Here is a 20,078-nt window from a genome sequence, read left to right as displayed (position 1 = left end):
AACGTGCACGGAAACAATACCGCACTCGGGACGGTGATCGCGCACCCGTTTGCACGGCGGGGCTTGACCTGAAGTTTGGTTGAGGTTGCACGATCGCCGTATGACGATCACCGAGGAACACACACGTACGTACGGGTTCGCGGATCTGCCGGGGCTGATGGGCCTGATGACCGGCGACGAGAAGCACGGGCCGGCCGCCACCTCCACGCTGGACGTGCTGTGGGTGCTCTACGACCGGGTGCTGCGCGTCTCGCCGGAACGGACGGACGCCCAGGACCGTGACAGGTTCCTGCTGTCGAAGGGGCACGGGCCGATGGCGTACTACGCCGTGCTGGCCGCCAAGGGCTTCCTGCCGGTGGAGTGGCTGCCGGGCTTCGGCTCGTACGACTCCCCGCTCGGCCACCACCCCGACCGGGTGTTGGTGCCGGGGGCCGAGATCGGCAGTGGCTCGCTGGGGCACGGGCTGCCGATCGCGGTCGGGACGGCGCTGGGGCTGCGCGCGCAGGGGCTGGACGGACCGAGGGTGTGGACGCTGATCGGGGACGCCGAACTGGACGAGGGCAGCAACCACGAGGCGATCGCCTTCGCCGGTCCGGCCGGTCTGGAACGGCTGCACACCGTAGTCGTCGACAACTCCTCCGCCAGTCACGCCCGGCCCGGCGGGATCGTCGCGCGTTTCGAGGCGGCCGGCTGGTCCGCGCTCACCGTCGACGGTCGTGACCACGAGGCGCTGTACGCCGCGTTCACCGCGCCGCATCCGGGCCGCCCGCACGTGGTGGTGGCCCGGGTCGAGCCGAAGTACGCGTGAACCCTCCCCTTCTTTCAGTCAAGTTCGGTATGCGGTATGGAAAGGACAGACTTCCGTGGACACCATGCGTGACCGTTTCGCCCCTGTCGTCACCCGGCTGCTCGACGAGGACCCCCGGGTCGCGGTGGTTCTCGCCGAGATCGGCAAGGACGGCTTCACCGAGGCACTGCGCCGGCACCCGGACCGGGTCGTCAACGTCGGCATCCGGGAGCAGCTCCTGGTGGGGGCCGCCGCCGGGATGGCGCTCACCGGCCTGCGGCCCGTCGTGCACACGTTCGCCAGCTTCCTCGTCGAGCGGCCCTTCGAGCAGGTCAAGCTGGATCTCGGGCATCAGGGCGCGGGTGCCGTGCTGGTGAGCGCCGCCGCGTCCTTCGACTGGCCGGCCGGCGGCTACACCCACATGGCGCCCGGTGACGTGGCGCTGCTGGACACCCTGGACGGCTGGACCGTGCATGTGCCGGGGCATCCGGACGAGGCCGAGACGCTGCTGCGGCACGCGGTGGCCGCCGGGGACGACAAGGTGTACGTGCGGCTGTCCCTGCAGTCCAACGCGCACCCGCTGCCGGTGGACGGTGAGCGCTTCCGCACCGTCCGCGAGGGCCGCTCCGCGGTGGTGGTCGCCGTGGGGCCCGTTCTGGAGGCCGTCCTCGCGGCCACGGAGGGGCTCGACGTCACCGTCCTGTACGCCGCCACCGTCCGGCCGTTCGACGCGGCCGCGCTGCGGCGGGCCACCGGGACCGCCGGGACGGACGTCGTCCTCGTCGAGCCGTACCTGGCGGGTACGTCGGTGGCGCGGGTGAACGACGCCTTGGCCGACGTACCGCACCGGGTGCTGGGGCTGGGCGTGGGGCGGCGGGAACTGCGACGGTACGGGCAGCTCGAGGAGCACGTCGCCGCGCACGGTCTCGACGCCACCTCGCTCCGGGAGCGGATCGCGGGCTTCGTCTCGGGGTGAACGAATGGCAACGCCCGCCGGTGTTCAGCCCACGGACGGCAGCCCCAGCCGGGGATACGCCTCGAGCAGCCGGGGCGGGGCCGCCTGGCGCCAGGAGTCGGCGAGGATGTCACGCAGCTCGTCCTCGCCGTCGAGGGCGGCGAGGCGTGCCCTGACCCAGGCGAACTGCGCCTCGTGGTCCGCGATCCAGAACTTCTCCGGTTCGGCGAGGGCCAGTTCGTCGCGCTCCTCCTTGGGGCAGCGCACGGCGATGGACGTCTCGTCCTCGGGCAGGGTGGCGAACATCTTCCCCGCGACCCGGAACGTGGGCATGCTCCACGCGATCTTCTCCGTGGTGTCCGGCAGGGACAGGGCGATCCGTCGTACGTCTTCGGCATCCGGCATGTCAGGCACCGTAGCGACTGCCACTGACAACCGGTCACGAGACGGGGGCCGGTCGCCTACGGTGCTCCGGCGGCCTCGCTCAGCGCGTCCAGCACCGGGCGGATCAGCGGGTGCTCCTCGGCTCCCCGGCGTACGGCGGCGAAGACCCGGCGGGTGGGTGCCACACCGTCGACGGGGCGGACGACGACGCCCGTCAGGTCCGTGCCGCGCAGCGCCGAGCGCGGGACCAGGGCGACACCCACGTCCGCCGAGGCCAGCGCCACCACCGCGCGGAAGTCGTCCGAAGTGTGCTCCAGACGGGGCTGGAATCCGGCGTTCTCGCAGGCCAGGACGAGTACGTCATGGCAGGGGTTGCCGGGGTAGGGGCCGATCCACGGGTCCTTGGCCAGCTCGGCGAGCGGCACCTCGGCGGTGTCGGCCAGCCGATGGCTGACGGGGACGACCGCGTCGAAGGGCTCCGCGTACAGCGGTACGTGGGTCAGCCGCGGGTCGTCGGCGGACGGCGCTCCCCGGTACTCGACGGCCACGGCGACGTCGATCTGCCGGTCCAGCAGCATCGGCAGGCTGGCGTCGCCCTCGGCGTCCTGGACGTGGATACGGATACCGGGAGCCGTGGCGGCGAGGCGGACCAGAGCGGGCACGACGACCTGGGCGATCCCGGTCGCGAAGGAGGCGACGGTGAGGGTGCCGGCCGCGCCCGAACTGTAGTCGGCGAGTTCGGCCGCAGCCCGCTCCAGCTGGGCGAGGACCACGTGGGTGTGGTCGAGCAGGATCTCGCCGGCCGGCGTCAGCCGTACCCCCTTGGCGCTGCGCTCCACCAGCCGGTGGCCGGTCTCCTGCTCCAGCGCGGTCAGTTGCTGGGAGACGGCCGAGGGGGTCAGGTACAGCGCGGCGGCAGCCGCCGTGACCGTACGGTGGTCGGCCACCGCACGCAGGATGTGGAGCCGCCGTGCCTCGATCATGAGACCGGATTCTCTCAGATCCCCTCGAACGCCGCCGCGCTCCGCTCAGGCGTCGAGCTCCGCCCGCGCCGCCACGAAGGCGTCCACCGCGCGGTTCACGTCCTCGGTGGAGTGGGCCGCGGACAGCTGGACCCTGATCCGGGCCTGTCCCTCGGGCACCACGGGGTAGGAGAAGCCAATCACGTACACACCGCGTTCCAGCAGCAGCTCCGCCAGGCGTCCCGCGCGGGCCGCGTCGCCGATCATCACCGGGGCGATGGGGTGGTCGCCGGGGAGGATGTCGAAGCCCTCGCCGGTCATCCGGCGGCGGAACAGGGCGGTGTTCTCACCCAGCCGGATCCTCAGGTCGTCCGCGGACTCCAGCAGGTCGAGGACCTTCAGCGAGGCCGCCGCGATCACCGGGGCGAGGGTGTTCGAGAACAGGTACGGCCGGGAACGCTGGCGCAGCAGGGCGACGATCTCCGCGCGGGCGGCGACATAGCCGCCGGAGGCGCCGCCGAGCGCCTTGCCGAGGGTGCCGGTGAGGATGTCGACGCGGTCCATGACGCCGTGCAGTTCGGGGGTGCCGCGTCCGCCGGGCCCGACGAAGCCCACGGCGTGCGAGTCGTCGACCATGACCATGGCGTCGTGGCGGTCGGCGAGGTCGCAGATCTCGTCCAGCGGCGCGACATGGCCGTCCATGGAGAAGACGCCGTCGGTGACGATCAGCTTGCGCCGCGCCCCGCCCTCGGCGGCCTCCTTCAACTGACGTTCCAGGTCCGCCATGTCACGGTTGGCGTAACGGAAGCGGCGGGCCTTGGACAGCCGGATGCCGTCGATGATCGACGCGTGGTTGAGCGCGTCGGAGATCACCGCGTCGTCCGGGCCGAGCAGCGTCTCGAACACGCCGCCGTTGGCGTCGAAGCAGGACGAGTAGAGGATCGTGTCCTCCTGGCCGAGGAACGCCGACAGCCGGGCCTCCAGCTCCTTGTGCACCTCCTGCGTACCGCAGATGAAGCGCACCGAGGCCATGCCGTAGCCCCAGCGGTCGAGGGCCTCGTGGGCGGCGGCGAGCACCTCGGGGTGGTCGGCGAGGCCGAGGTAGTTGTTGGCGCAGAAGTTGAGGACCTCACCGGGCCGGCCGCCCGCGGTGACGTTCACGGTGGCGGACTGCGGAGTGCCGATCACCCGCTCGGGCTTGTGCAGTCCGGCGGCGCGGATCTCGTCGAGGGTGGTGCGGAGGTCGTCGCGCACGGAGTCGAACATGGGAAGGCTCCTGGATGAAGGTGCTCGCGGATGAGGTGGATGCCGAGGAAGAGGAAGGTGTCGGGCGGGCGCCGGGACGGGGTGCGCCCGGGACGGGGGTGCCGGGGTCAGGACGTCCAATCGAGGATGATCTTGCCGCCGCGGCCGCTCGCCGCGTCCTCGAACGCCGCCTCGAAGTCGCGGTGGGAGTACCGGCCGGTGATCACGGGGGCGAGGTCCAGGCCGCCCTCCAGCAGCACCGACATGGCGTACCAGGTCTCGAACATCTCACGGCCGTAGATGCCCTTGAGGGTGATCATCGAGGTGACGATCCGGGCCCAGTCGACCGGGAACTCCTCGGCCGGCAGGCCCAGCATCGCGATCCGGCCGCCGTGGGTCATGTTGGCGATCATGTCCCGCATCGCCTCGGGGCGTCCGGACATCTCCAGGCCGACGTCGAATCCCTCGCGCAGACCGAGGATCTGCTGCCCGTCGGCGATGGCCGACTCCCCCACGTTCAGCGCCAGGCTCACGCCGATCTTGCGGGCGAGTTCCAGACGCTCCTCGCTGACGTCGGTGATCATGACATGGCGGGCTCCGGCGTGCCGGGCCACGGCGGCGGCCATCAAGCCGATCGGTCCGGCGCCGGTGATCAGGACGTCCTCCCCCACGAGCGGAAAGGACAGGGCGGTGTGCACCGCGTTGCCGAACGGGTCGAAGATCGCGGCGACATCGAGGTCGACGGGCACACGGTGCACCCAGACGTTGGTCGCGGGCAGCGCGACGTACTCGGCGAACGCGCCGTCGCGGCCGACGCCGAGCCCGATGGTGGCGCGGCACAGGTGCCGTCGTCCGGCCAGGCAGTTGCGGCACTTGCCGCACACGAGGTGGCCCTCGCCGCTGACCCGGTCACCGGTCTTGATCTCGTCGACGTCCCGGCCCGTCTCGACGACCTCGCCGACGAATTCGTGCCCGAGGACCAGCGGAGTACTGATCGTCTGCCGGGCCCAGCCGTCCCAGGACCGGATGTGCAGGTCGGTGCCGCAGATACCGGTGCGCAGCACCTTGATCAGCACGTCACCGGGCCCGACGGCCGGCTCCGGAACGTCCGCGAGCCACAGCCCGGGTTCGGCCTTCTCCTTGACGAGCGCCTTCAACGCCACGGCTCCTGAGGGTGAGTCCCGACTCCCGGGCATGCCGGAGCAGCCCAGGCCGGGAAGCGGAGTGGATTCGCACTGCAATCTGCCGTACGCCACCCTCACCGGTCCATCGAGGATTTCTTAAGCGTGGCCACAGCTTTCCTTCACGCCGTCACCCCATCGGCCCCCTGCTCACCTGCTCACCACCGGGCCCGTGGGTTCACCACGATGGCCCGTCGGTCTCTCCGTGTTCCAGGTGTTCGAGGTTCTCGAGACGTTCGAGCCGTACGACGAGACCCGCGGCCTGCTCCTTGATGGCGGTGAGCCCCGCCTGCCCCCAGGCCCGCGGCTGGGTGTCGGAGACCGACACGGTGCCCAGCACCATGCCGGTGCTGTCGATGAGCGGGGCGCCCAGGTAGGAGCGCACTCCGAACTCGTCCACGACCGGATTGCCCGCGAACCGCGGATAGTCGCTCACGTCCCCCAGGGCCAGTGCCTTGCGCCGGGCCACCACATGGGGGCAGAAGCCGTGGTCGCGGGGCAGTGCCCGGCCCAGCAGGGCGCCGGTGCCGTCGCCGCGGACCACGGGCGCGACCGCCGGGGCGTGCAGACCGGCGAAGAACTGCCCCTCCTCCCTCAGGAAGTTGACCACGGCGTACGCCGCCCCGGTGAGTTCGGCGAGACCGTACGCGAAGGCGTCGAGCGAGGGCTCGGGGCGCTCACCCAGGCCCAGTCGGCGCAGCCGCCGGGTGCGGGCCGGGGCCTCCTTGTCCTCGGGGGTGAGCAGCAGACGACCGGCCGGGCGGGGCGGGTCGTAGCTCATGGGCGGACTCCCTGGGTGTGGGCAAAACGCATATACGGGCTCCGTGACGGTGTGCGGGGATCACATGTGGGCGCCATACCCCGTGGCGGGGGCCGGGGCGTGGGCGATGAGGTGGCGCACCAGGGTCAGCAGGGTCTGAACACCCGAGCTGGAGATCCGGGCGTCGCAGCACACGACGGGGATCTCGTCGGTCAGGTCCAGGGCGGCGCGCACCTCCTGGGGGTCGTAGCGGAAGGCACCGTCGAACTCGTTGACGGCGATGACGAAACCGAGGCCGCGCTGCTCGAAGAAGTCGACGGCGGCGAAGCACTCCTCCAGGCGCCGGGTGTCGGCGATGACGACCGCGCCGAGGGCGCCCTCGCAGAGTTCGTCCCACATGAACCAGAACCGCTCCTGGCCCGGTGTGCCGAACAGGTACAGCACATGCTCCGGGTCCAGGGTGATGCGGCCGAAGTCCATCGCCACGGTCGTCTCGACCTTGTTCTCGATCCCGTCGAGCCGGTCGGTGGCGGCACTGACCGTGGTGAGCAGTTCCTCCGTGCTGAGCGGCGCGATCTCGCTGACCGCGCCGACGAAGGTGGTCTTGCCCACGCCGAACCCGCCCGCCACGAGGATCTTGAGCGCGGTGGGGAACGGGTCGGTGCCGGTGCCGCGGTCAGAGCTGTCGTCGTAGTCCATCGAGCACTGCCTCCAGAAGGGCCCGGTCCGTCGGGTTGTGGTCGGACACGGGGGGCTTGGTGGTGAGCCCCCCGCAGTCGACGAGGTCCGCCAGCAGCACCTTGGTGACGGCCACCGGCAGCTTGAGGTGGGCGGCGACCTCGGCGACCGGGAGGGGCGCGCGGCACAGGTCGAGTGCCTGCGCGTGCTCGGGGCCGAGGTAGCCGAAAGGGGTGGCCCCGGTGGCCATCACCTGCGACATCAGGTCGAGTTCGACGGTGGGGCGGGTACGGCCGTCGCTGACGGTGAAGGGGCGCACCAGCCGCCCGGCCGCGTCGTCCAACCAGGGGCCGTCGCCGGCCGCCGCCACGTTCAAGGCCTCATCACCGGGGGTTCGACGGCGGGCTGTCGGGGAGCGGTCATCAGATACGGCCGGACGCTCTTGACCAGCATCGCCATCTCGTAGCCGAGCACCGCCGCGTCGGCCTCACGGCCGGCCAGCACAGCGAGGCAGGTGCCGGAACCGGCGGTGGAGACGAACAGCAGGGTCGAGTCGAGTTCGACGACGACCTGGCGGACCTCGCCGCCGTCGCCGAAGCGGATGCCGGCGCTGCGGCCGAGCGAGTAGAGGCCGGAGGCCAGGGCGGCCATGTGGTCGGCGCTGTCCGCGTCGAGGCCGTGCACGGACTTCACCAGCCCGTCGCAGGAGAGCAGCACGGCACTCGACGTGTGCGGTACCCGTTGCACGAGGCCGCTCATCAGCCAGTCGAGATCGGACACGTGGGCGGTCGGCGCATCGCTCGCCATGGTGGATCGACTCCTTGGGGTAAGAAGGTCTGCGGAAGCGCTGGGGGTGGGTGCGGGCATGCTCATCCGGCGGGTGCGCTCCCGTCGTCCCGGGCGGTGTGGTCGGTGCGGGGCGCGGGCACCCCGTCATGGGCACCGCGCGTCTCCCGGGGCACCGCGGGCACATGGCGCGCCTCCATGGTGTGGGACTCCGTGGTGTGGGACTCCATGGAGTGAGGCTCCATGGCACGGGTCTGCGTGGTGTGGAGCGGGTCCATGGGATGGGCGTTCATGGGCCGTGACGGCAGCATGGACACGGACACCGTGGGGTCGCCCACCATGTGCTCGCCGGCGTTGTCGTCGCGTCCCATGTGGCCGGTGTCCATAGGTGGTTGGGTTTCGGCGAGGCTGACGCCCCGTTGGAAGGCCGCCATCAGGTGGGGATCGTGACCGGCAACGTGTTCGGTCTCCTGACGCGGCGTGGGGCCGTCGCGGAGTTGGGGCACGAGGTGTTCCTGGGCACGGCGGCGGGGCAGCCGGGGTTTGTCCATGGTGCCGCGCACCGTGCCGTCGCGCGAGGTGAGGAGAGCGGCTCCCGTCCCGTTCTCGGCGAGGGTCCGCCGGTCATCGAGGTTGACGCCGGGTGTCGCCTCGGCCGGGTTGGGCCGTACCCCGCGGGCACCCCGCAGCGGCAGGGGCGGTGCCACGCCGTCGGGGGGCGACGGGGCCGGAACGGTGGCGTGGTCGCGGCGGTGCGACCGCTCTCCCGCGGCATGCGGCACCGGGGTGCGGGGCGTCCCGGGCCCCTGTACCGGGCCGGGTCCGGAGCCCGCCTGCGGATCGGGCAGCGGGCCGGTCCCGTACCCGGCGGGCCCGGGCAGCGGGACACCCCCGGGCGCGGGCACGGGGCGCCCGGGCCGGGGCGCCGGCCCGCCGCCGTGCTCCGCGCCCGGCACCGCGTCGATCTCTCGCGGCTGTCCCGTGCCCTGCCCCGCGACCCACGGCTCCGCGCCCAGCAGTGACTGCGGCACGACGAGCACGGCCTGCACTCCGCCGTAGATGTTGCTCTGCAACCGGACCTGGATGCCGTGCCGCTTCGCGAGCTGCGAGACCACGAACAGACCGATGCGTCCGTCGGCCAGCAGGCCGGCCACATTGACCTGGTCCGGGTCGGCGAGCAGGGCGTTCATCCGCTCCTGCTCGCCCATGGGCATGCCGAGTCCGCGGTCCTCGACCTCGACGGCGAGCCCTGAGGTGACGAGGCCGGCGCGGAGCAGCACCTGGGTGTGCGGGGCGGAGTACAGCGTGGCGTTCTCGACGAGTTCGGCCAGCAGGTGGATGACGTCGGCGACGGCGTGCCCGCGCAGGGTGCCGTCGATCGGCGGGACGAGTTTGACCCGCGAGTACTGCTCGACCTCGGCGATGGCCGAGCGCAGCACCTCGCTCATGGAGACGGGGTTGCTCCACTGCCGCCGGGAGACGGCTCCGCCGAGCACGGCGAGGTTCTCGGCGTGACGGCGGATACGGGTGGCGAGATGGTCGACGTGGAAGAGTCCCTTGAGCAGGTCGGGGTCCTCGATCTCGTTCTCCATCTCGTCGAGGAGGGAGATCTCGCGGTGGACCAGGGACTGCAGGCGCCGGGCCAGGTTGACGAACACCTCGAGTTTCTGTTCGCTGCCCGCCTGGCTGGAGAGTTGGGACGCCTGCACGACGGCGGTGACGGCGCCGTCGTGCGCCCGGGACAGGTCGGCGGCGAGCAGGTCGAAGTCGTCGGCGTCCTCCGGCGTCCTGTCGCGCTGTCCCCGTGGTGGCGGGCCCTCCCCCCGGCGCAGGGCGTCCACCAGACCACCCAGGTCGGCCTCGCGCCGGGCCGTGCTCCGGCGCAGGCTCTCCACCCTCTCGTGCACGGAGCGGGCAGCGCGGTCGGCGGCCACGGCGGCGATGACGATGCCGGCAAGGGCCACCGACCCCGCGCCGCCGAGCACGGCCCACAGCGTGGCGCCGGGGCGTACCCCGGTGGAGCGGACCGTGAACAGCACGGCCGCGCAGGCGCTGAGGGCGACCGCGACGGGCGGCAGCACGGCGAGCCGCAGCAGCTGGGGCCGTATCTGCGTCTCGGGGAGCGCGGGGACGGGCCGGGAGGACGGGCGTCCATGCCGTCCGCCCTCCCGCCGGTCCGTGCGGGAGACCGGAGCGCGGGAGCCGGGCATCGGTGTCCTCGAACTGGTACTGGCCCGTCGGTTCCGGGTGCCGGTCGCGCCCGAGACGTCGGCCGGGCCCGGCCGGCGGGACTCCTCGCCCCGTCGGCTCCCTCGTCCGCCTGCTGCCTGCACGTACCGGTCCCCGCTCCCTGATCCGATCCGGTGAACATGACCCCGGGGCGCGATGCGCCCGACCGACACTCACCGTAGTCACCACCGCATCACGTGCGGTGGTCAGTTGACAAACTTGCCCGGACAGCGTCCCGCTCTGGTATGAGGCGTCGTACGACAGACCGATAAGCCCGTCAGGGAGCCGCCCGGAAACGGTCACAGATCGATCTGACCTGGTCAGAAGCGGTCACGGGCACATACCGAGGGCCGGGGAGCTCACGGCTCCCCGGCCCTCGCCCTTCCGGCATCCACCCACCCGGGACCGCCGCGACGGCCGCGGTCCCTCCGTCACGGCGTCCCCGGGGATCCTTCACACCCGAGAGAGGCCCACAGAATTCTCACTCTCCGTAGCAGCGCAGGCCATGACTCCTGGGCTCCTGTGCTATGTCACTCCTCTCCCACCAGGTCCAGGTCCTCGTGGGAGGAAGCGGAGGGACCCGTGACGGGGGCGGGCAGCGGCCACTTGTGGTTCGGGACGTGTCCCACCTCCCGCCACCACGTCTTCGTCGGCAGCTCTCCCGCGGGCTCGAACGGCAGGCCCGGGACGGGGAAGGCGGCGGGCTGACCGACCGCGTCGGCGGCCGCCATCGTCCACTCGCCGGGCTCCGCCCAGGGATGCGGCGCCAGGTTGAAGGTGCCCCAGTGGATCGGCAGGAAGACACCGTCCGGGCGGCCTCTTTGCAGGTCGAGATGGGCCTGGATGCCCTCGGCCGGGTTCATGTGGATCTCGGGCCATGAGCCAGGTCCCGGGACCGGGTCCAGCCGGCCCTTGGGCCAGAAGTCCGAGTACGCGCCGATCTGGATCATCGTCGCGTCGAACGGGCCGTGATCGGCGCCGATGTCCTTGAAACCGTCGAAGTAGCCGGTGTCGCCGCTGTGGTACACGCGGTGCTCCGCACCTGCCACGACCCAGGAGGCCCACAGGGTGTGCTGGGTGTTGCGCAGTCCCCGGCCGCAGAAATGGCGGGCCGGGGTGGCCGTGAGGGTGAGCCCGCCGACCCGCGTCGCCTCGTGCCAGTCCAGTTCGCGCAGCCGGTCGGCGGACACGCCCCAGTGCTCCAGATGGGCACCCACCCCGAGCGGCACGGCGAACAGCGTGTCCGTGCCGGCCAGCGCCTTGATGGTGGGCAGGTCCAGGTGGTCGTAGTGGTCGTGCGAGATCACCACGACGTCGACCGGGCCGAGCCCGGCCAGTGGCAGGGGCACCGGGTGCAGCCGCCGGGGCCCGACGAAGGGGAAAGGGGAGCAGCGCTCGCCCCACACCGGGTCGAACAGGACCCGCTGACCGTCTATCTCCGTGAGTACGCTGGAGTGGCCCATCCAGGTGAGGCGCAGCCCGGTGACCGGCGGCCGGGCCAGGTCGGCGAGGGTGGTGGAGTGCACCGGCACGGTGCCGCGCGGCGCACGGCTGTACCGGGTCTCCTTGTCGAAGTAGGTCTTCGCCAGGTCTCGGGCCGAGCCCTCGGACCGGGGCCGGGTGGGGCCCCCGGGGTTCTGGAACACCCCGCCCCGGTAGTGCGGGGATCTGCGGATGCGCTCCATGCGCTCCCCACTCGGGTCCGCGCCGAAGGCCGCGGGCCGTAGCGCACGGAGCCCGGAGCTCTGGGAACGGAAACCGGCCACGATGCCTCCCAGCGGAGTCGGTCAGACATCCCATTATGTGCGGACAGGCCGGTACCGCGGTGTCGGACGGGACAGAACCGGCCGCACGGGGCGATGGGCCGGCCGGGCTCCGGCCCCTCGCGGGGGCGGGGTGCGGGCACCCGCTCCCGCGCCCCGCTCCCAGGCCTGTTGCCCGCCGCCTCCCTCCCCGTCCGGCGTTACGCCACCGAGGCGATCCGCACCTTGATGTCGTCCGGGGACAGCGTTCCCTTCGCCGTCACGTGGTCCCCCGACGATTCCCCGCGCAGTCGGCGCCCTATCCACGGCACCAGGTACTCGCGCGCCCAGTGGACGTCGTCCCGCCGGACGTCGAGGCTGCCGCGCGGCGGCAGCGGGGGCCAGGGCTGCTCCGGGTCGGCCGGGACGTCCAGGCCGAGGGTCTGGCCCGCGCGGAGCGCCACGCGCGTGTGCCCCTCGGGCGACAGGTGGAGCCGGTCCGCGTCCCAGGCCCTGCGGTCCTGGACGCTCCTCAGGGACCACAGGTCGAGCACCGGGCAGCCGTATCGGTCGGCGACGGCCCGCACGTGCCCGTTGTAGGTGGCGATCTTGCCGCGCAGATGCTTGAGCAGGGGCACGCCCCGGGTGTCGAACCCCGTGGTCACCAGGACCGTGCCGGAGACCGCCGTGAGCGCGGCCACAGCCTGCTCGAAACGCTCGGCCACCTCGTCGGGGTCGGTGCCGGGGCGGAGGATGTCGTTGCCGCCCGCACAGAAGGAGACCAGTGCGGGAGCCAGTTCGACGGCCCGCGGAACCTGGTCGGCCATGATCTGGTCGAGCAGTTTTCCGCGCACCGCGAGATTCGTGTACTGGAAGTCGCCTTCGGGACGACGGTCGGCGAGAAGTACGGCGAACCGGTCGGCCCAGCCGACGAACGCCCCGTCCGGGCCGGGGTCGCCGACGCCCTCGGTGAAGCTGTCCCCCACCGCCACGTACGACCCGATCACTGATGTGCTGTCACTCTTCGAATCGTCTGCCACGAGGGGACATGATTCCCTTCCGAATGTGACCTACGCGACCGTAGGAAGGGGTTGACGCGCGGTGAGATAAACCACTCCCGAAACATTGCCCCATTCCGGAATAGCCCTCTCGGCAAGAACGTTGCGAGGCGACGCACGCCGAAGGCCGGACCCCGGGATCGGGGTCCGGCCTTCGGCGTGCGTCAGGCGGGTCTCGCGGGGGTCAGGCGATGGAGACGCCCTTCGAGCCGAGGTAGGCGACCGGGTCCACGTCCGAGCCGTAGTTCGGCGTGGTGCGGATCTCGAAGTGCAGGTGCGGGCCGGTCGAGTTGCCGGTGGATCCCGAGAGGCCGACCTGCTGGCCGCCGCTCACGGCCTGACCGGCCGAGACGGACAGCGAGGACAGGTGGGCGTACTGGGCGTAGTGGCCGTCCTCGAGCTTGATGACGACCTGGTTGCCGTACGCACCGGCCCAGCCCGCGGAGACGACGGTGCCCGGGCCGACGGCCTTCAGGGAGGTACCGGTCGGAATGGCGAAGTCGACACCGGTGTGGTAGCCGCTGGACCACATGCTGCCGGCCACCTTGTAGGCGGTGCCGAGGCCGCCACCGGGCACCGGCGAGCTGTAACCGGAGGTGTTCGCGGCCTGGTTGGCGGTCGCGGCGCCGGAGGATGCCTTCGGCGCGGAGGACGGAGCGGACGAAGAGGGCAGACCCAGGGGGCCGGAAGGACCGGAAGAGGGCGACTTCTTCGGCGTGCTCGTCGCGGCCTTGCCGTCGACCGAGAGCTTCAGACCGGGGTGGATGAGCGACGGGTCGTCACCCACGGCCTCCCGGTTGTCGGCGTAGAGCTGCTTCCAACCGCCGTCGACGTTCTCGGACTCGGCGATCTTCGCCAGGTAGTCGCCGCCCTTCACGATGTACGTGCGGGCGTCGCCGTTCTTGCCGCTGTCGGCCTTCTTGTCGGCGACGGAGAACGACTGGACGGCCTTTTCCGGGGCCGCCTGCGCAGGAGCGGCGCTCGCGCCGGTGGCGCCGAGAAGCGGCAGGGCGAGCGCGGCGCCACCAGTGCCGGCGACGGCGATGGCGCGGGTGAAACGCAAAGCGCGGGGACGGCGGTGCTTACCCTTTGCGGGCATGACGAATTCCTCTCCGGCGCCTACGAGGTGAGCTGTCGGGTTCGGACTGGAGATGCCCGGTCGCGTCGAGACGCGACTTAACCCCGAGCCTGTTCCGGAGACCGGAACAGGCAGTGGTACCTGTGGGTCCCCCGCTCCTGCCGTACACGGGTCAGTGTGTGCGGGCTCCGGGCGGCGGCAGGATTAGGCGTCCGTCCGGATCGATGGCGAACGTAGGCGACCACGACGCAAAGGGACAAGCGCGATGTTCCGAACGAAGGCCCTTTTCCGTGATCCATTTACCTGAATTCCGTCACCCAGAGTCGACCCGGATTTCCCGCGCCCTCTGAATTCCCTTGCGAAATGCCGGAATTACATGAGCATGACGGCAACACATCGTCACCGATATGACGATGCTCACTACACCCTCCCCATACCCCTCACTACCGGAGCGTATTGCACCTAAACGCACTAAACAGACATAACGCATTTAACTACCTGATCGGGGATGTTCTGCTCCGGCCGTGCGGCGGGCTCGGAACGCCCGTGCCGGCTGATCCGTGGACAACTCATTGCCCCTGACAGGCATGTCGTATCGTCGAGTGACACCCGCCGGCGCCTCTCCGTCGGTGGTGAGAGGGAGGGGCCCCTGTGACGCAGCACATCCCGTCGACCGAACCCGAGCTGACCGGAGTGCGGAACTTCCGCGACGTGGGCGGACTGCCGACCGTGGACGGCCGCCGGGTACGGCACGGCGTGCTGTTCCGCAGCGGTCATCTCGCCCACGCCACCGCGTCGGACGCCGACTTCCTGTCCTCCCTGGGACTGCACACCGTCTTCGACTTCCGCAACGCGGCCGACCAGAAGCTGGACGGCCACGACATCGAGCTGCCCGGCGTGCGCAATGTGAACCTGCCGCTGAGCGACCCGGCCGGCGGCGCCCGGTTCTGGAGGATGGTCCGCGACGGCGACCTGGACCAGCTGCGCTCGCTCCTCGCCGACGGCAAGGGGGCGGGCCGGATGATCGCCTCGTACCGCGTGATCGTCAAGGAACGCACCGCCGAGCACTCCCAGGTGCTGCGTTCACTCGCCGAGGACAGCGTCCCCGTGCTGATGCACTGCGCGGCGGGCAAGGACCGCGCGGGCCTGTCGGTGGCGGTGACGCTGCTCGCCCTGGGTGTGGAACGGGACGCGATCTTCGACGACTACCTCAAGTCCAACGCCAAGCACCGCCGCTACAAGCTGCGTCGCAGCGGCAGCTCCGCCTCGGCCTACTCCCCCGAGGTCATGGAGCTGCTCAACCCCCTGTTCGACGCCCGCGCCGAATATCTGTCGGCCGCCCTGGAAACCATCGAGGAGACCTGGGGCGGCGTGGACCCCTACCTCGAGACGGCGCTCGGGCTCACCCCCGAAAGCCGGGAGCGACTGCGCGAGCGCCTGCTCGCCTGAGGAACCACCCGTCCGGGCAGCGCCTCACGGAGGCACTGCCCGGACGGGCCCTGAGGGCTACTGCTTCGCACCCAGCGCGAACAGCAGATAGATGAAGCCCGCGAAGACGTGCCCCACCACGACGTAGACGAACAGCCTCACCCACAGGGCGCGAGGGAACTTCTCCTCCAGGTCTTTCATGACACATCTCCATGGGTGGGGCCCAGGCACAGGGCGGCCGTGGGGCTCTGCAACAGGGTATGGACGAAGAGCAGCTCGACCCCGTCGGGGTCCTGAGCGGCGATACGGTGCGGGGTCAGCGAGTCGAAGTGCGCGCTGTCGCCCGGGGCCAGCCGGTGCAGCGCGTCCCCGAGGCGCAGCAGCAGTCGCCCCTTGAGGACGTACAGCCATTCCTCGCCCGGGTGGACCCGCACGATGCCGCTCTGGGAGCCGTGGGGAACCTCGACCCGCAGGGCCTGCATCCCGCGCCCGGGGGAGCCGGCCTGCCGGTACGTCCAGCCGCCCGCGACGGTCGGCTCCGCGTCGGCGGCGCGCAGCACCGTGTCATGGTCGGTGGTGGTCTCGCCGAGCAGTTCCGAGACCGTCGTACCGTAGGTACGGGCCAGGGAGAGCAGCATGGGCAGCGAGGGCTGACGCTGCCCGGTCTCCAGCCGGGAGAGGTGGGCGGGCGACAGCCCCGCGTCGCGCGCCGCGGCCTCCAGGGTCAGACCCGCCCGGCGGCGCAGCGCGCGCAGGTGCGGCGCGACCGCGGGAAGCGCGGCGGCCGGTTCGGCCGACGGCTCGGTTCCGGGGGTGCTCATGACCCCATTCAGCAGCATTATTGCCCGTGGGGCAAATTTCTTGCCTCACGGGCAAGACGGGGCGGGTGTCACCGCCTGGCAGGCATCACGGCCGGACGGGGTCAGTGTCTCACCGGCCGACGACCGCCTGCTTCATCAGGGTCCTGCCGAACTCCCACACCAGACCGCCGTCGTGGGCGTCGTCCATCACCGCCGTGAAGGCCTCCACGAACCGGTCCACGTCCCGCTCGTCGATGATCAACGGCGGGATCAGTTTGATCACCTCCATGTGGTCACCGGAGACCTGGGTGAGGATCCTGTGCCGCCGCAGCAGCGGTACGACCACCATCTGCGCGAAGAGCCCCTTGCGCGCGGCCTGCAGCGCGGCCCAGCGGCCGCGCAGCCTGAGCGACCGCGGCCTGCCGAACTCGATGCCGATCATCAGGCCCCGTCCGCGGACGTCGGCCAGCAGTTCGTACTTCCCGGTCAGTGCCGCGAGCCGGGACCGCAGCAGCTCCCCGGTGGCCCGGACGTGCGCGACGATGTGCTCGTTCTCCATGACCGACAGGACCGCGAGGCCCGCGGCCATCGCCTGGGCGTTGGCCCCGAAGCTGGCCGAGTGGACCAGCACCCGGTCCATCGACGAGTAGACCTTGCGGAAGATCCAGTCCTTGCCGAGCGTGGCCCCCACCGGCACATAGCCGCCGGAGAGCGCCTTGGCCACGCACACCAGGTCCGGCTCGACCCCCTCCTCGTGCTGGTAGGCGTAGAAGTCGCCGGTCCGCCCGAGTCCGGTCTGCACCTCGTCGGCGATCAGCAGCGCCTTGTGCCGGTGCAGCAGTTCCTGCGCGGCGCGCAGATAGCCGGGCGGGGCCTCGTGCACTCCCTTGCCCTGGATCGGCTCCACGATGAGGGCGGCGACATCACCCTTGGCCAACTCCCGCTCCAGCGCGTCCAGATCGCCGAGCGGTACCGCAGTGTCGGGCAGCAGCGGGGCGAAGCCGTCGCGGAAGCCGGACTCGCCGTTGACGGACAGGGAGCCGGTGGTCAGTCCGTGGAAGGCGTGCTCGCAGTACAGGACGCGCGGTCTGCCGGTCACGTAGCGGGCGAACTTCAGGGCGCCCTCGACCGCCTCCGTTCCGCTGTTGCCGAAGAACACCCGGTCCAGGTGCGGGCTGTGCGCGAGCAGTCGCTCGGCCAGCAGACCGGGCAGCGGCTGGCAGTCGAAGCGGGTGAGGTCGGCGAGCGAGGCGTCGAGGACGTCGTGCAGCGCCTTGCGGACCACGGGGTGGTGGCGCCCCAGGCCCATCACCCCGAATCCGGCGAGCATGTCCAGGTGGTCGTTGCCGTCCGCGTCCCAGAAATGGGCGCCCTCGGCTCGTTCGTAGACCTTGTCGAAGCCGATGGTGTGCAGCATGCGCGGGAGCTGGTGGTTGAGGTACCGGGTGTGCAGCTCGTAGCGCTCGGCTCCGCGTTCGGCCAGCAGCGCGCCGAGGTCGAACTCCCCGGCCCGCGAAGACTTCGCCGCGGACTCCGCGATGGTCATTGCGGTGACTCCTGTCGGTCCTGTGGTTGCTTCGGCGACTCCTCCCCGGCGGTCAGGCTCGCGCTGATCCGGCCGGCGATCTCGACGGGCGTCAGACCGATGTCGGCCAGCACCTCGCCGCGTTTGGCGTGCGCGAGGAACTGCTCCGGGATGCCGAACCGCCGTACCGGTACGTCGACATCGGCGTCGCCCAGCACCAGGGCCACGGCCGAACCCACGCCCGCCGCACGGCTGTTGTCCTCGACGACGGCCACGAGACGGTGCTCGGCGGCCAGCCCGACCAGCGCCGGGTCGACGGGCTTGACCCATCGGGGGTCGACCACGGTGCAGCGGATGCCGCGGGCTTCGAGCAGTTCGGCGGCCTGGAGACAGACGGGCGCCATCACCCCGACCGCCACCAGCAGCACCTCGGGAGCGCCGGCGCGGTGCAGGACGTCCATGCCGCCGACCCGGTCGAGCGCCGGGATCGCCGGTCCCACGGACTCCTTGGGGAACCGCAGCAGCGTCGGCGCGTCGTCGACGGCGACCGCCTCTCGCAGCTGGACGCGCAACTGGTCCGCGTCGCGCGGGGCGGCGATCCGCAGGCCGGGGACGACCTGGAGGATCGACATGTCCCACATGCCGTTGTGCGAGGGCCCGTCGGCGCCGGTGACACCGGCCCGGTCCAGGACGAAGGTGACCCCGCAGCGGTGCAGCGCCACATCCATCAGCAGCTGGTCGAAGGCGCGGTTGAGGAAGGTGGCGTACACGGCGACGACCGGGTGCAGGCCGCCGGTCGCCAGTCCCGCCGCGGACACGGCGGCGTGCTGCTCGGCGATGCCGACGTCCCACACCCGGTCCGGGAACCGTTCGGCGAAGGCGCCCAGGCCCACCGGATGCAGCATGGCGGCGGTGATCGCCACCACGTCCTCGCGTTCCTCCCCGATGCGGACGATCTCCTCACCGAAGACCGAGGTCCAGGAGGGTGCGCCGACCGGTGCGAGCGGCGTACAGGTGAGGGGGTCCATCACGCCGACGGTGTGGAAGTGGTCCTCCTCGTGGGCGACGGCGGGTTCGTAACCGCGGCCCTTCTCGGTGAGGCAGTGGACCAGGACGGGCCCGTGGAAGCGTTTGGCTCGGCGCAGGGCGGACTCCACGGCCTTGACGTCGTGCCCGTCGATGGGACCGACGTACTTCAGGCCCAGGTCCTCGAAGAGGCCCTGGGGGGCGAAGGCGTCCTTGAAGCCCTTTTTCGCGCCGTGCAGCGCCTCGTAGACGGTGCCGCCGATCAACGGGGTGTGCTGGAGCACGTGTTTGCCCCAGGCCAGCACCCTCTCGTAGCCGTCGGTGGTGCGCAGGGCCGCGAGGTGGTTCGCGAGGCCGCCGATGGTCGGGGCGTAGGAACGTTCGTTGTCGTTGACGACGATGATCAGCGGGCGGTCCTTGGCGGCGGCGATGTTGTTCAGCGCCTCCCAGGCCATGCCGCCGGTCAGGGCGCCGTCGCCGATCACGGCGACGACATGCCCCTTCTCCCCCTGCATCCGGCGGGCCTTGGCCAGCCCGTCGGCCCAGCCGAGGGCCGTGGAGGCGTGGCTGTTCTCGACGACGTCGTGCTCGGACTCCTCGCGCGAGGGATAGCCCGACAGGCCTCCCTTGCCGCGCAGCTTGGAGAAGTCCTGACGTCCCGTCAGCAACTTGTGGACGTAGCTCTGATGGCCCGTGTCCCACAGGATGCGGTCGACGGGTGACTCGAAGACCCGGTGCAGGGCGACGGTGAGTTCCACCACGCCCAGGTTGGGCCCGAGGTGCCCTCCGGTCCTGGCGACCGCGTGCACCAGGAACTCCCTGATCTCTTCGGACAGTTCACCGAGTTCCGCCTCGGACAGCGCCTTCAGGTCACGTGGTTGCCGGATGCTCTCCAGAATCGTCACGCTCGGGCCCCCTTCGGTTCCGTGCTGTTCAGCTCACGGTGACGGCCGGCTCCCCCGACGCGACGCCGTCCTTCTCCATCTGCTCGGCGATCTTCATGGCCTCCTCGATCAGCGTCTCCACGATCTTCGACTCCGGCACGGTCTTGATCACCTCGCCCTTCACGAAGATCTGCCCCTTGCCGTTGCCCGAGGCCACCCCGAGATCGGCCTCGCGGGCCTCCCCCGGACCGTTGACCACACAGCCCATCACCGCCACCCGCAGCGGCACGTCCATGCCCTCCAGCCCGGCGGTCACCTCGTCCGCCAGCTTGTACACATCCACCTGCGCCCGCCCGCAGGACGGACAGGAGACGATCTCCAGACCCCGCTGCTTGAGGTTCAGCGACTCCAGGATCTGCAGCCCCACCTTGACCTCCTCGGCCGGCGGCGCCGACAGCGAGACCCGGATGGTGTCCCCGATCCCCTGCGCGAGCAGCGCCCCGAACGCGACCGCCGACTTGATGGTGCCCTGGAACGCCGGGCCCGCCTCGGTGACCCCCAGGTGCAGCG

General features: G+C 71.1%; 20 protein-coding genes and 1 riboswitch. Of the genes, 3 read left to right on the top strand and 17 right to left on the bottom strand.

The genetic code is table 11. The features are described 5' to 3' along the window. Positions 1–100 precede the first annotated feature (100 nt). Positions 101–808, top strand: coding sequence for a transketolase (locus DIZ27_RS00100; RefSeq protein WP_109376193.1), 708 nt, complete (start codon positions 101–103; stop codon positions 806–808). 55 nt (positions 809–863) lie between these two features. After that, positions 864–1,763, top strand: a complete 900-nt coding sequence (locus tag DIZ27_RS00095) for a transketolase family protein (RefSeq protein ID WP_109376192.1) — start codon at positions 864–866, stop codon at positions 1,761–1,763. 24 nt (positions 1,764–1,787) lie between these two features. On the opposite strand, the gene DIZ27_RS00090 is transcribed toward DIZ27_RS00095, so the two are convergent. The 12 genes from DIZ27_RS00090 to DIZ27_RS00035 all read right to left on the bottom strand — a co-directional run bounded on the left by DIZ27_RS00090 (position 1,788) and on the right by DIZ27_RS00035 (position 13,866). Further along, the gene (locus tag DIZ27_RS00090; RefSeq protein ID WP_181383317.1) at positions 1,788–2,147 is read right to left on the bottom strand and encodes an MmcQ/YjbR family DNA-binding protein; all 360 of its coding nucleotides are present in this window, start codon (positions 2,145–2,147) and stop codon (positions 1,788–1,790) included. A gap of 56 nt (positions 2,148–2,203) precedes the next feature. After that, positions 2,204–3,109, bottom strand: coding sequence for a LysR family transcriptional regulator (locus DIZ27_RS00085; protein WP_109376190.1), 906 nt, complete (start codon positions 3,107–3,109; stop codon positions 2,204–2,206). Positions 3,110–3,154: 45 nt separating this feature from the next. Continuing rightward, a complete protein-coding gene (locus tag DIZ27_RS00080; RefSeq protein ID WP_109376189.1) occupies positions 3,155–4,354 on the bottom strand; it encodes a glycine C-acetyltransferase in 1,200 nt (399 codons plus the stop codon). A gap of 107 nt (positions 4,355–4,461) precedes the next feature. Continuing rightward, positions 4,462–5,490 carry an L-threonine 3-dehydrogenase gene (gene tdh / locus DIZ27_RS00075; RefSeq protein ID WP_109376188.1) on the bottom strand — a complete coding sequence of 343 codons (1,029 nt, stop codon included), beginning with the start codon at positions 5,488–5,490 and terminating at the stop codon, positions 4,462–4,464. 202 nt (positions 5,491–5,692) lie between these two features. After that, complete coding sequence (locus tag DIZ27_RS00070; protein ID WP_109376187.1) at positions 5,693–6,295, bottom strand: GAF domain-containing protein; 603 nt, start codon at positions 6,293–6,295, stop codon at positions 5,693–5,695. 60 nt (positions 6,296–6,355) lie between these two features. Next, entirely contained in the window at positions 6,356–6,973 is a 618-nt protein-coding gene (locus DIZ27_RS00065) for an ATP/GTP-binding protein (RefSeq protein ID WP_109376186.1), read from the bottom strand. Further along, on the bottom strand, positions 6,951–7,322 hold the full coding sequence (locus DIZ27_RS00060; RefSeq protein WP_109376185.1) for a DUF742 domain-containing protein: 372 nt from the start codon (positions 7,320–7,322) through the stop codon (positions 6,951–6,953). Before DIZ27_RS00060 ends, DIZ27_RS00065 begins: the two co-directional genes overlap by 23 nt. Before the next feature lie 2 nt (positions 7,323–7,324). Next, positions 7,325–7,759 (bottom strand): roadblock/LC7 domain-containing protein, encoded by a 435-nt coding sequence (locus DIZ27_RS00055; RefSeq protein ID WP_109376184.1) that lies wholly within the window; start codon positions 7,757–7,759, stop codon positions 7,325–7,327. A 62-nt stretch (positions 7,760–7,821) separates the two neighbouring features. Continuing rightward, a complete protein-coding gene (locus DIZ27_RS00050; protein WP_109376183.1) occupies positions 7,822–9,948 on the bottom strand; it encodes an ATP-binding protein in 2,127 nt (708 codons plus the stop codon). Between the two features lie 549 nt (positions 9,949–10,497). After that, positions 10,498–11,733, bottom strand: coding sequence for an MBL fold metallo-hydrolase (locus DIZ27_RS00045; RefSeq protein ID WP_109376182.1), 1,236 nt, complete (start codon positions 11,731–11,733; stop codon positions 10,498–10,500). Positions 11,734–11,930: 197 nt separating this feature from the next. Beyond that, positions 11,931–12,716, bottom strand: coding sequence for an SGNH/GDSL hydrolase family protein (locus tag DIZ27_RS00040; protein ID WP_109376181.1), 786 nt, complete (start codon positions 12,714–12,716; stop codon positions 11,931–11,933). A 235-nt stretch (positions 12,717–12,951) separates the two neighbouring features. Continuing rightward, entirely contained in the window at positions 12,952–13,866 is a 915-nt protein-coding gene (locus tag DIZ27_RS00035; protein ID WP_109376180.1) for a LysM peptidoglycan-binding domain-containing M23 family metallopeptidase, read from the bottom strand. 4 nt (positions 13,867–13,870) lie between these two features. Then, a riboswitch (cyclic di-AMP (ydaO/yuaA leader) is annotated at positions 13,871–14,033 on the bottom strand. 463 nt (positions 14,034–14,496) lie between these two features. Between DIZ27_RS00035 and DIZ27_RS00030 the strand changes: the two genes are divergently transcribed. Further along, positions 14,497–15,294, top strand: a complete 798-nt coding sequence (locus tag DIZ27_RS00030; protein ID WP_109376179.1) for a tyrosine-protein phosphatase — start codon at positions 14,497–14,499, stop codon at positions 15,292–15,294. 57 nt (positions 15,295–15,351) lie between these two features. Here DIZ27_RS00030 and DIZ27_RS00025 read toward each other — a convergent pair whose 3' ends face one another. From DIZ27_RS00025 to DIZ27_RS00005, 5 genes are all read right to left on the bottom strand, one after another. Further along, positions 15,352–15,474, bottom strand: a complete 123-nt coding sequence (locus DIZ27_RS00025; protein ID WP_109376178.1) for a DUF6126 family protein — start codon at positions 15,472–15,474, stop codon at positions 15,352–15,354. Continuing rightward, a complete protein-coding gene (locus DIZ27_RS00020; protein ID WP_109376634.1) occupies positions 15,471–16,094 on the bottom strand; it encodes a helix-turn-helix domain-containing protein in 624 nt (207 codons plus the stop codon). Before DIZ27_RS00020 ends, DIZ27_RS00025 begins: the two co-directional genes overlap by 4 nt. A gap of 109 nt (positions 16,095–16,203) precedes the next feature. Beyond that, positions 16,204–17,619, bottom strand: coding sequence for an aspartate aminotransferase family protein (locus DIZ27_RS00015; protein WP_109376177.1), 1,416 nt, complete (start codon positions 17,617–17,619; stop codon positions 16,204–16,206). Continuing rightward, a complete protein-coding gene (gene dxs / locus DIZ27_RS00010) occupies positions 17,616–19,529 on the bottom strand; it encodes a 1-deoxy-D-xylulose-5-phosphate synthase (protein WP_109376176.1) in 1,914 nt (637 codons plus the stop codon). Before dxs ends, DIZ27_RS00015 begins: the two co-directional genes overlap by 4 nt. A 28-nt stretch (positions 19,530–19,557) precedes the next feature. Continuing rightward, on the bottom strand, positions 19,558–20,078 hold a 521-nt coding region (locus DIZ27_RS00005; protein ID WP_181383316.1), incomplete at its 5' end, for a flavodoxin-dependent (E)-4-hydroxy-3-methylbut-2-enyl-diphosphate synthase.

It is taken from the genome of Streptomyces sp. NWU339, assembly GCF_003143855.1.
Classification (GTDB): Bacteria; Actinomycetota; Actinomycetes; order Streptomycetales; family Streptomycetaceae; genus Streptomyces.
The sequence above is the reverse complement of the archived record's forward strand: the minus strand, read 5'-3'. Positions and strand labels throughout refer to the sequence as shown.

Excerpts from the sequence above, each read along its gene's own strand:
- DIZ27_RS00085 (WP_109376190.1), bottom strand. The coding sequence starts at position 3,109 with ATGATCGAGGCACGGCGGCTCCACATCCTGCGTGCGGTGGCCGACCAC.
- DIZ27_RS00015 (WP_109376177.1), bottom strand. The coding sequence starts at position 17,619 with ATGACCATCGCGGAGTCCGCGGCGAAGTCTTCGCGGGCCGGGGAGTTC.
- DIZ27_RS00070 (WP_109376187.1), bottom strand. The coding sequence starts at position 6,295 with ATGAGCTACGACCCGCCCCGCCCGGCCGGTCGTCTGCTGCTCACCCCC.
- DIZ27_RS00065 (WP_109376186.1), bottom strand. The coding sequence starts at position 6,973 with ATGGACTACGACGACAGCTCTGACCGCGGCACCGGCACCGACCCGTTC.
- DIZ27_RS00050 (WP_109376183.1), bottom strand. The coding sequence starts at position 9,948 with ATGCCCGGCTCCCGCGCTCCGGTCTCCCGCACGGACCGGCGGGAGGGC.
- DIZ27_RS00080 (WP_109376189.1), bottom strand. The coding sequence starts at position 4,354 with ATGTTCGACTCCGTGCGCGACGACCTCCGCACCACCCTCGACGAGATC.
- DIZ27_RS00090 (WP_181383317.1), bottom strand. The coding sequence starts at position 2,147 with ATGCCGGATGCCGAAGACGTACGACGGATCGCCCTGTCCCTGCCGGAC.
- DIZ27_RS00035 (WP_109376180.1), bottom strand. The coding sequence starts at position 13,866 with ATGCCCGCAAAGGGTAAGCACCGCCGTCCCCGCGCTTTGCGTTTCACC.
- DIZ27_RS00020 (WP_109376634.1), bottom strand. The coding sequence starts at position 16,094 with ATGAGCACCCCCGGAACCGAGCCGTCGGCCGAACCGGCCGCCGCGCTT.
- DIZ27_RS00025 (WP_109376178.1), bottom strand. The coding sequence starts at position 15,474 with ATGAAAGACCTGGAGGAGAAGTTCCCTCGCGCCCTGTGGGTGAGGCTG.
- DIZ27_RS00055 (WP_109376184.1), bottom strand. The coding sequence starts at position 7,759 with ATGGCGAGCGATGCGCCGACCGCCCACGTGTCCGATCTCGACTGGCTG.
- DIZ27_RS00100 (WP_109376193.1), top strand. The coding sequence starts at position 101 with ATGACGATCACCGAGGAACACACACGTACGTACGGGTTCGCGGATCTG.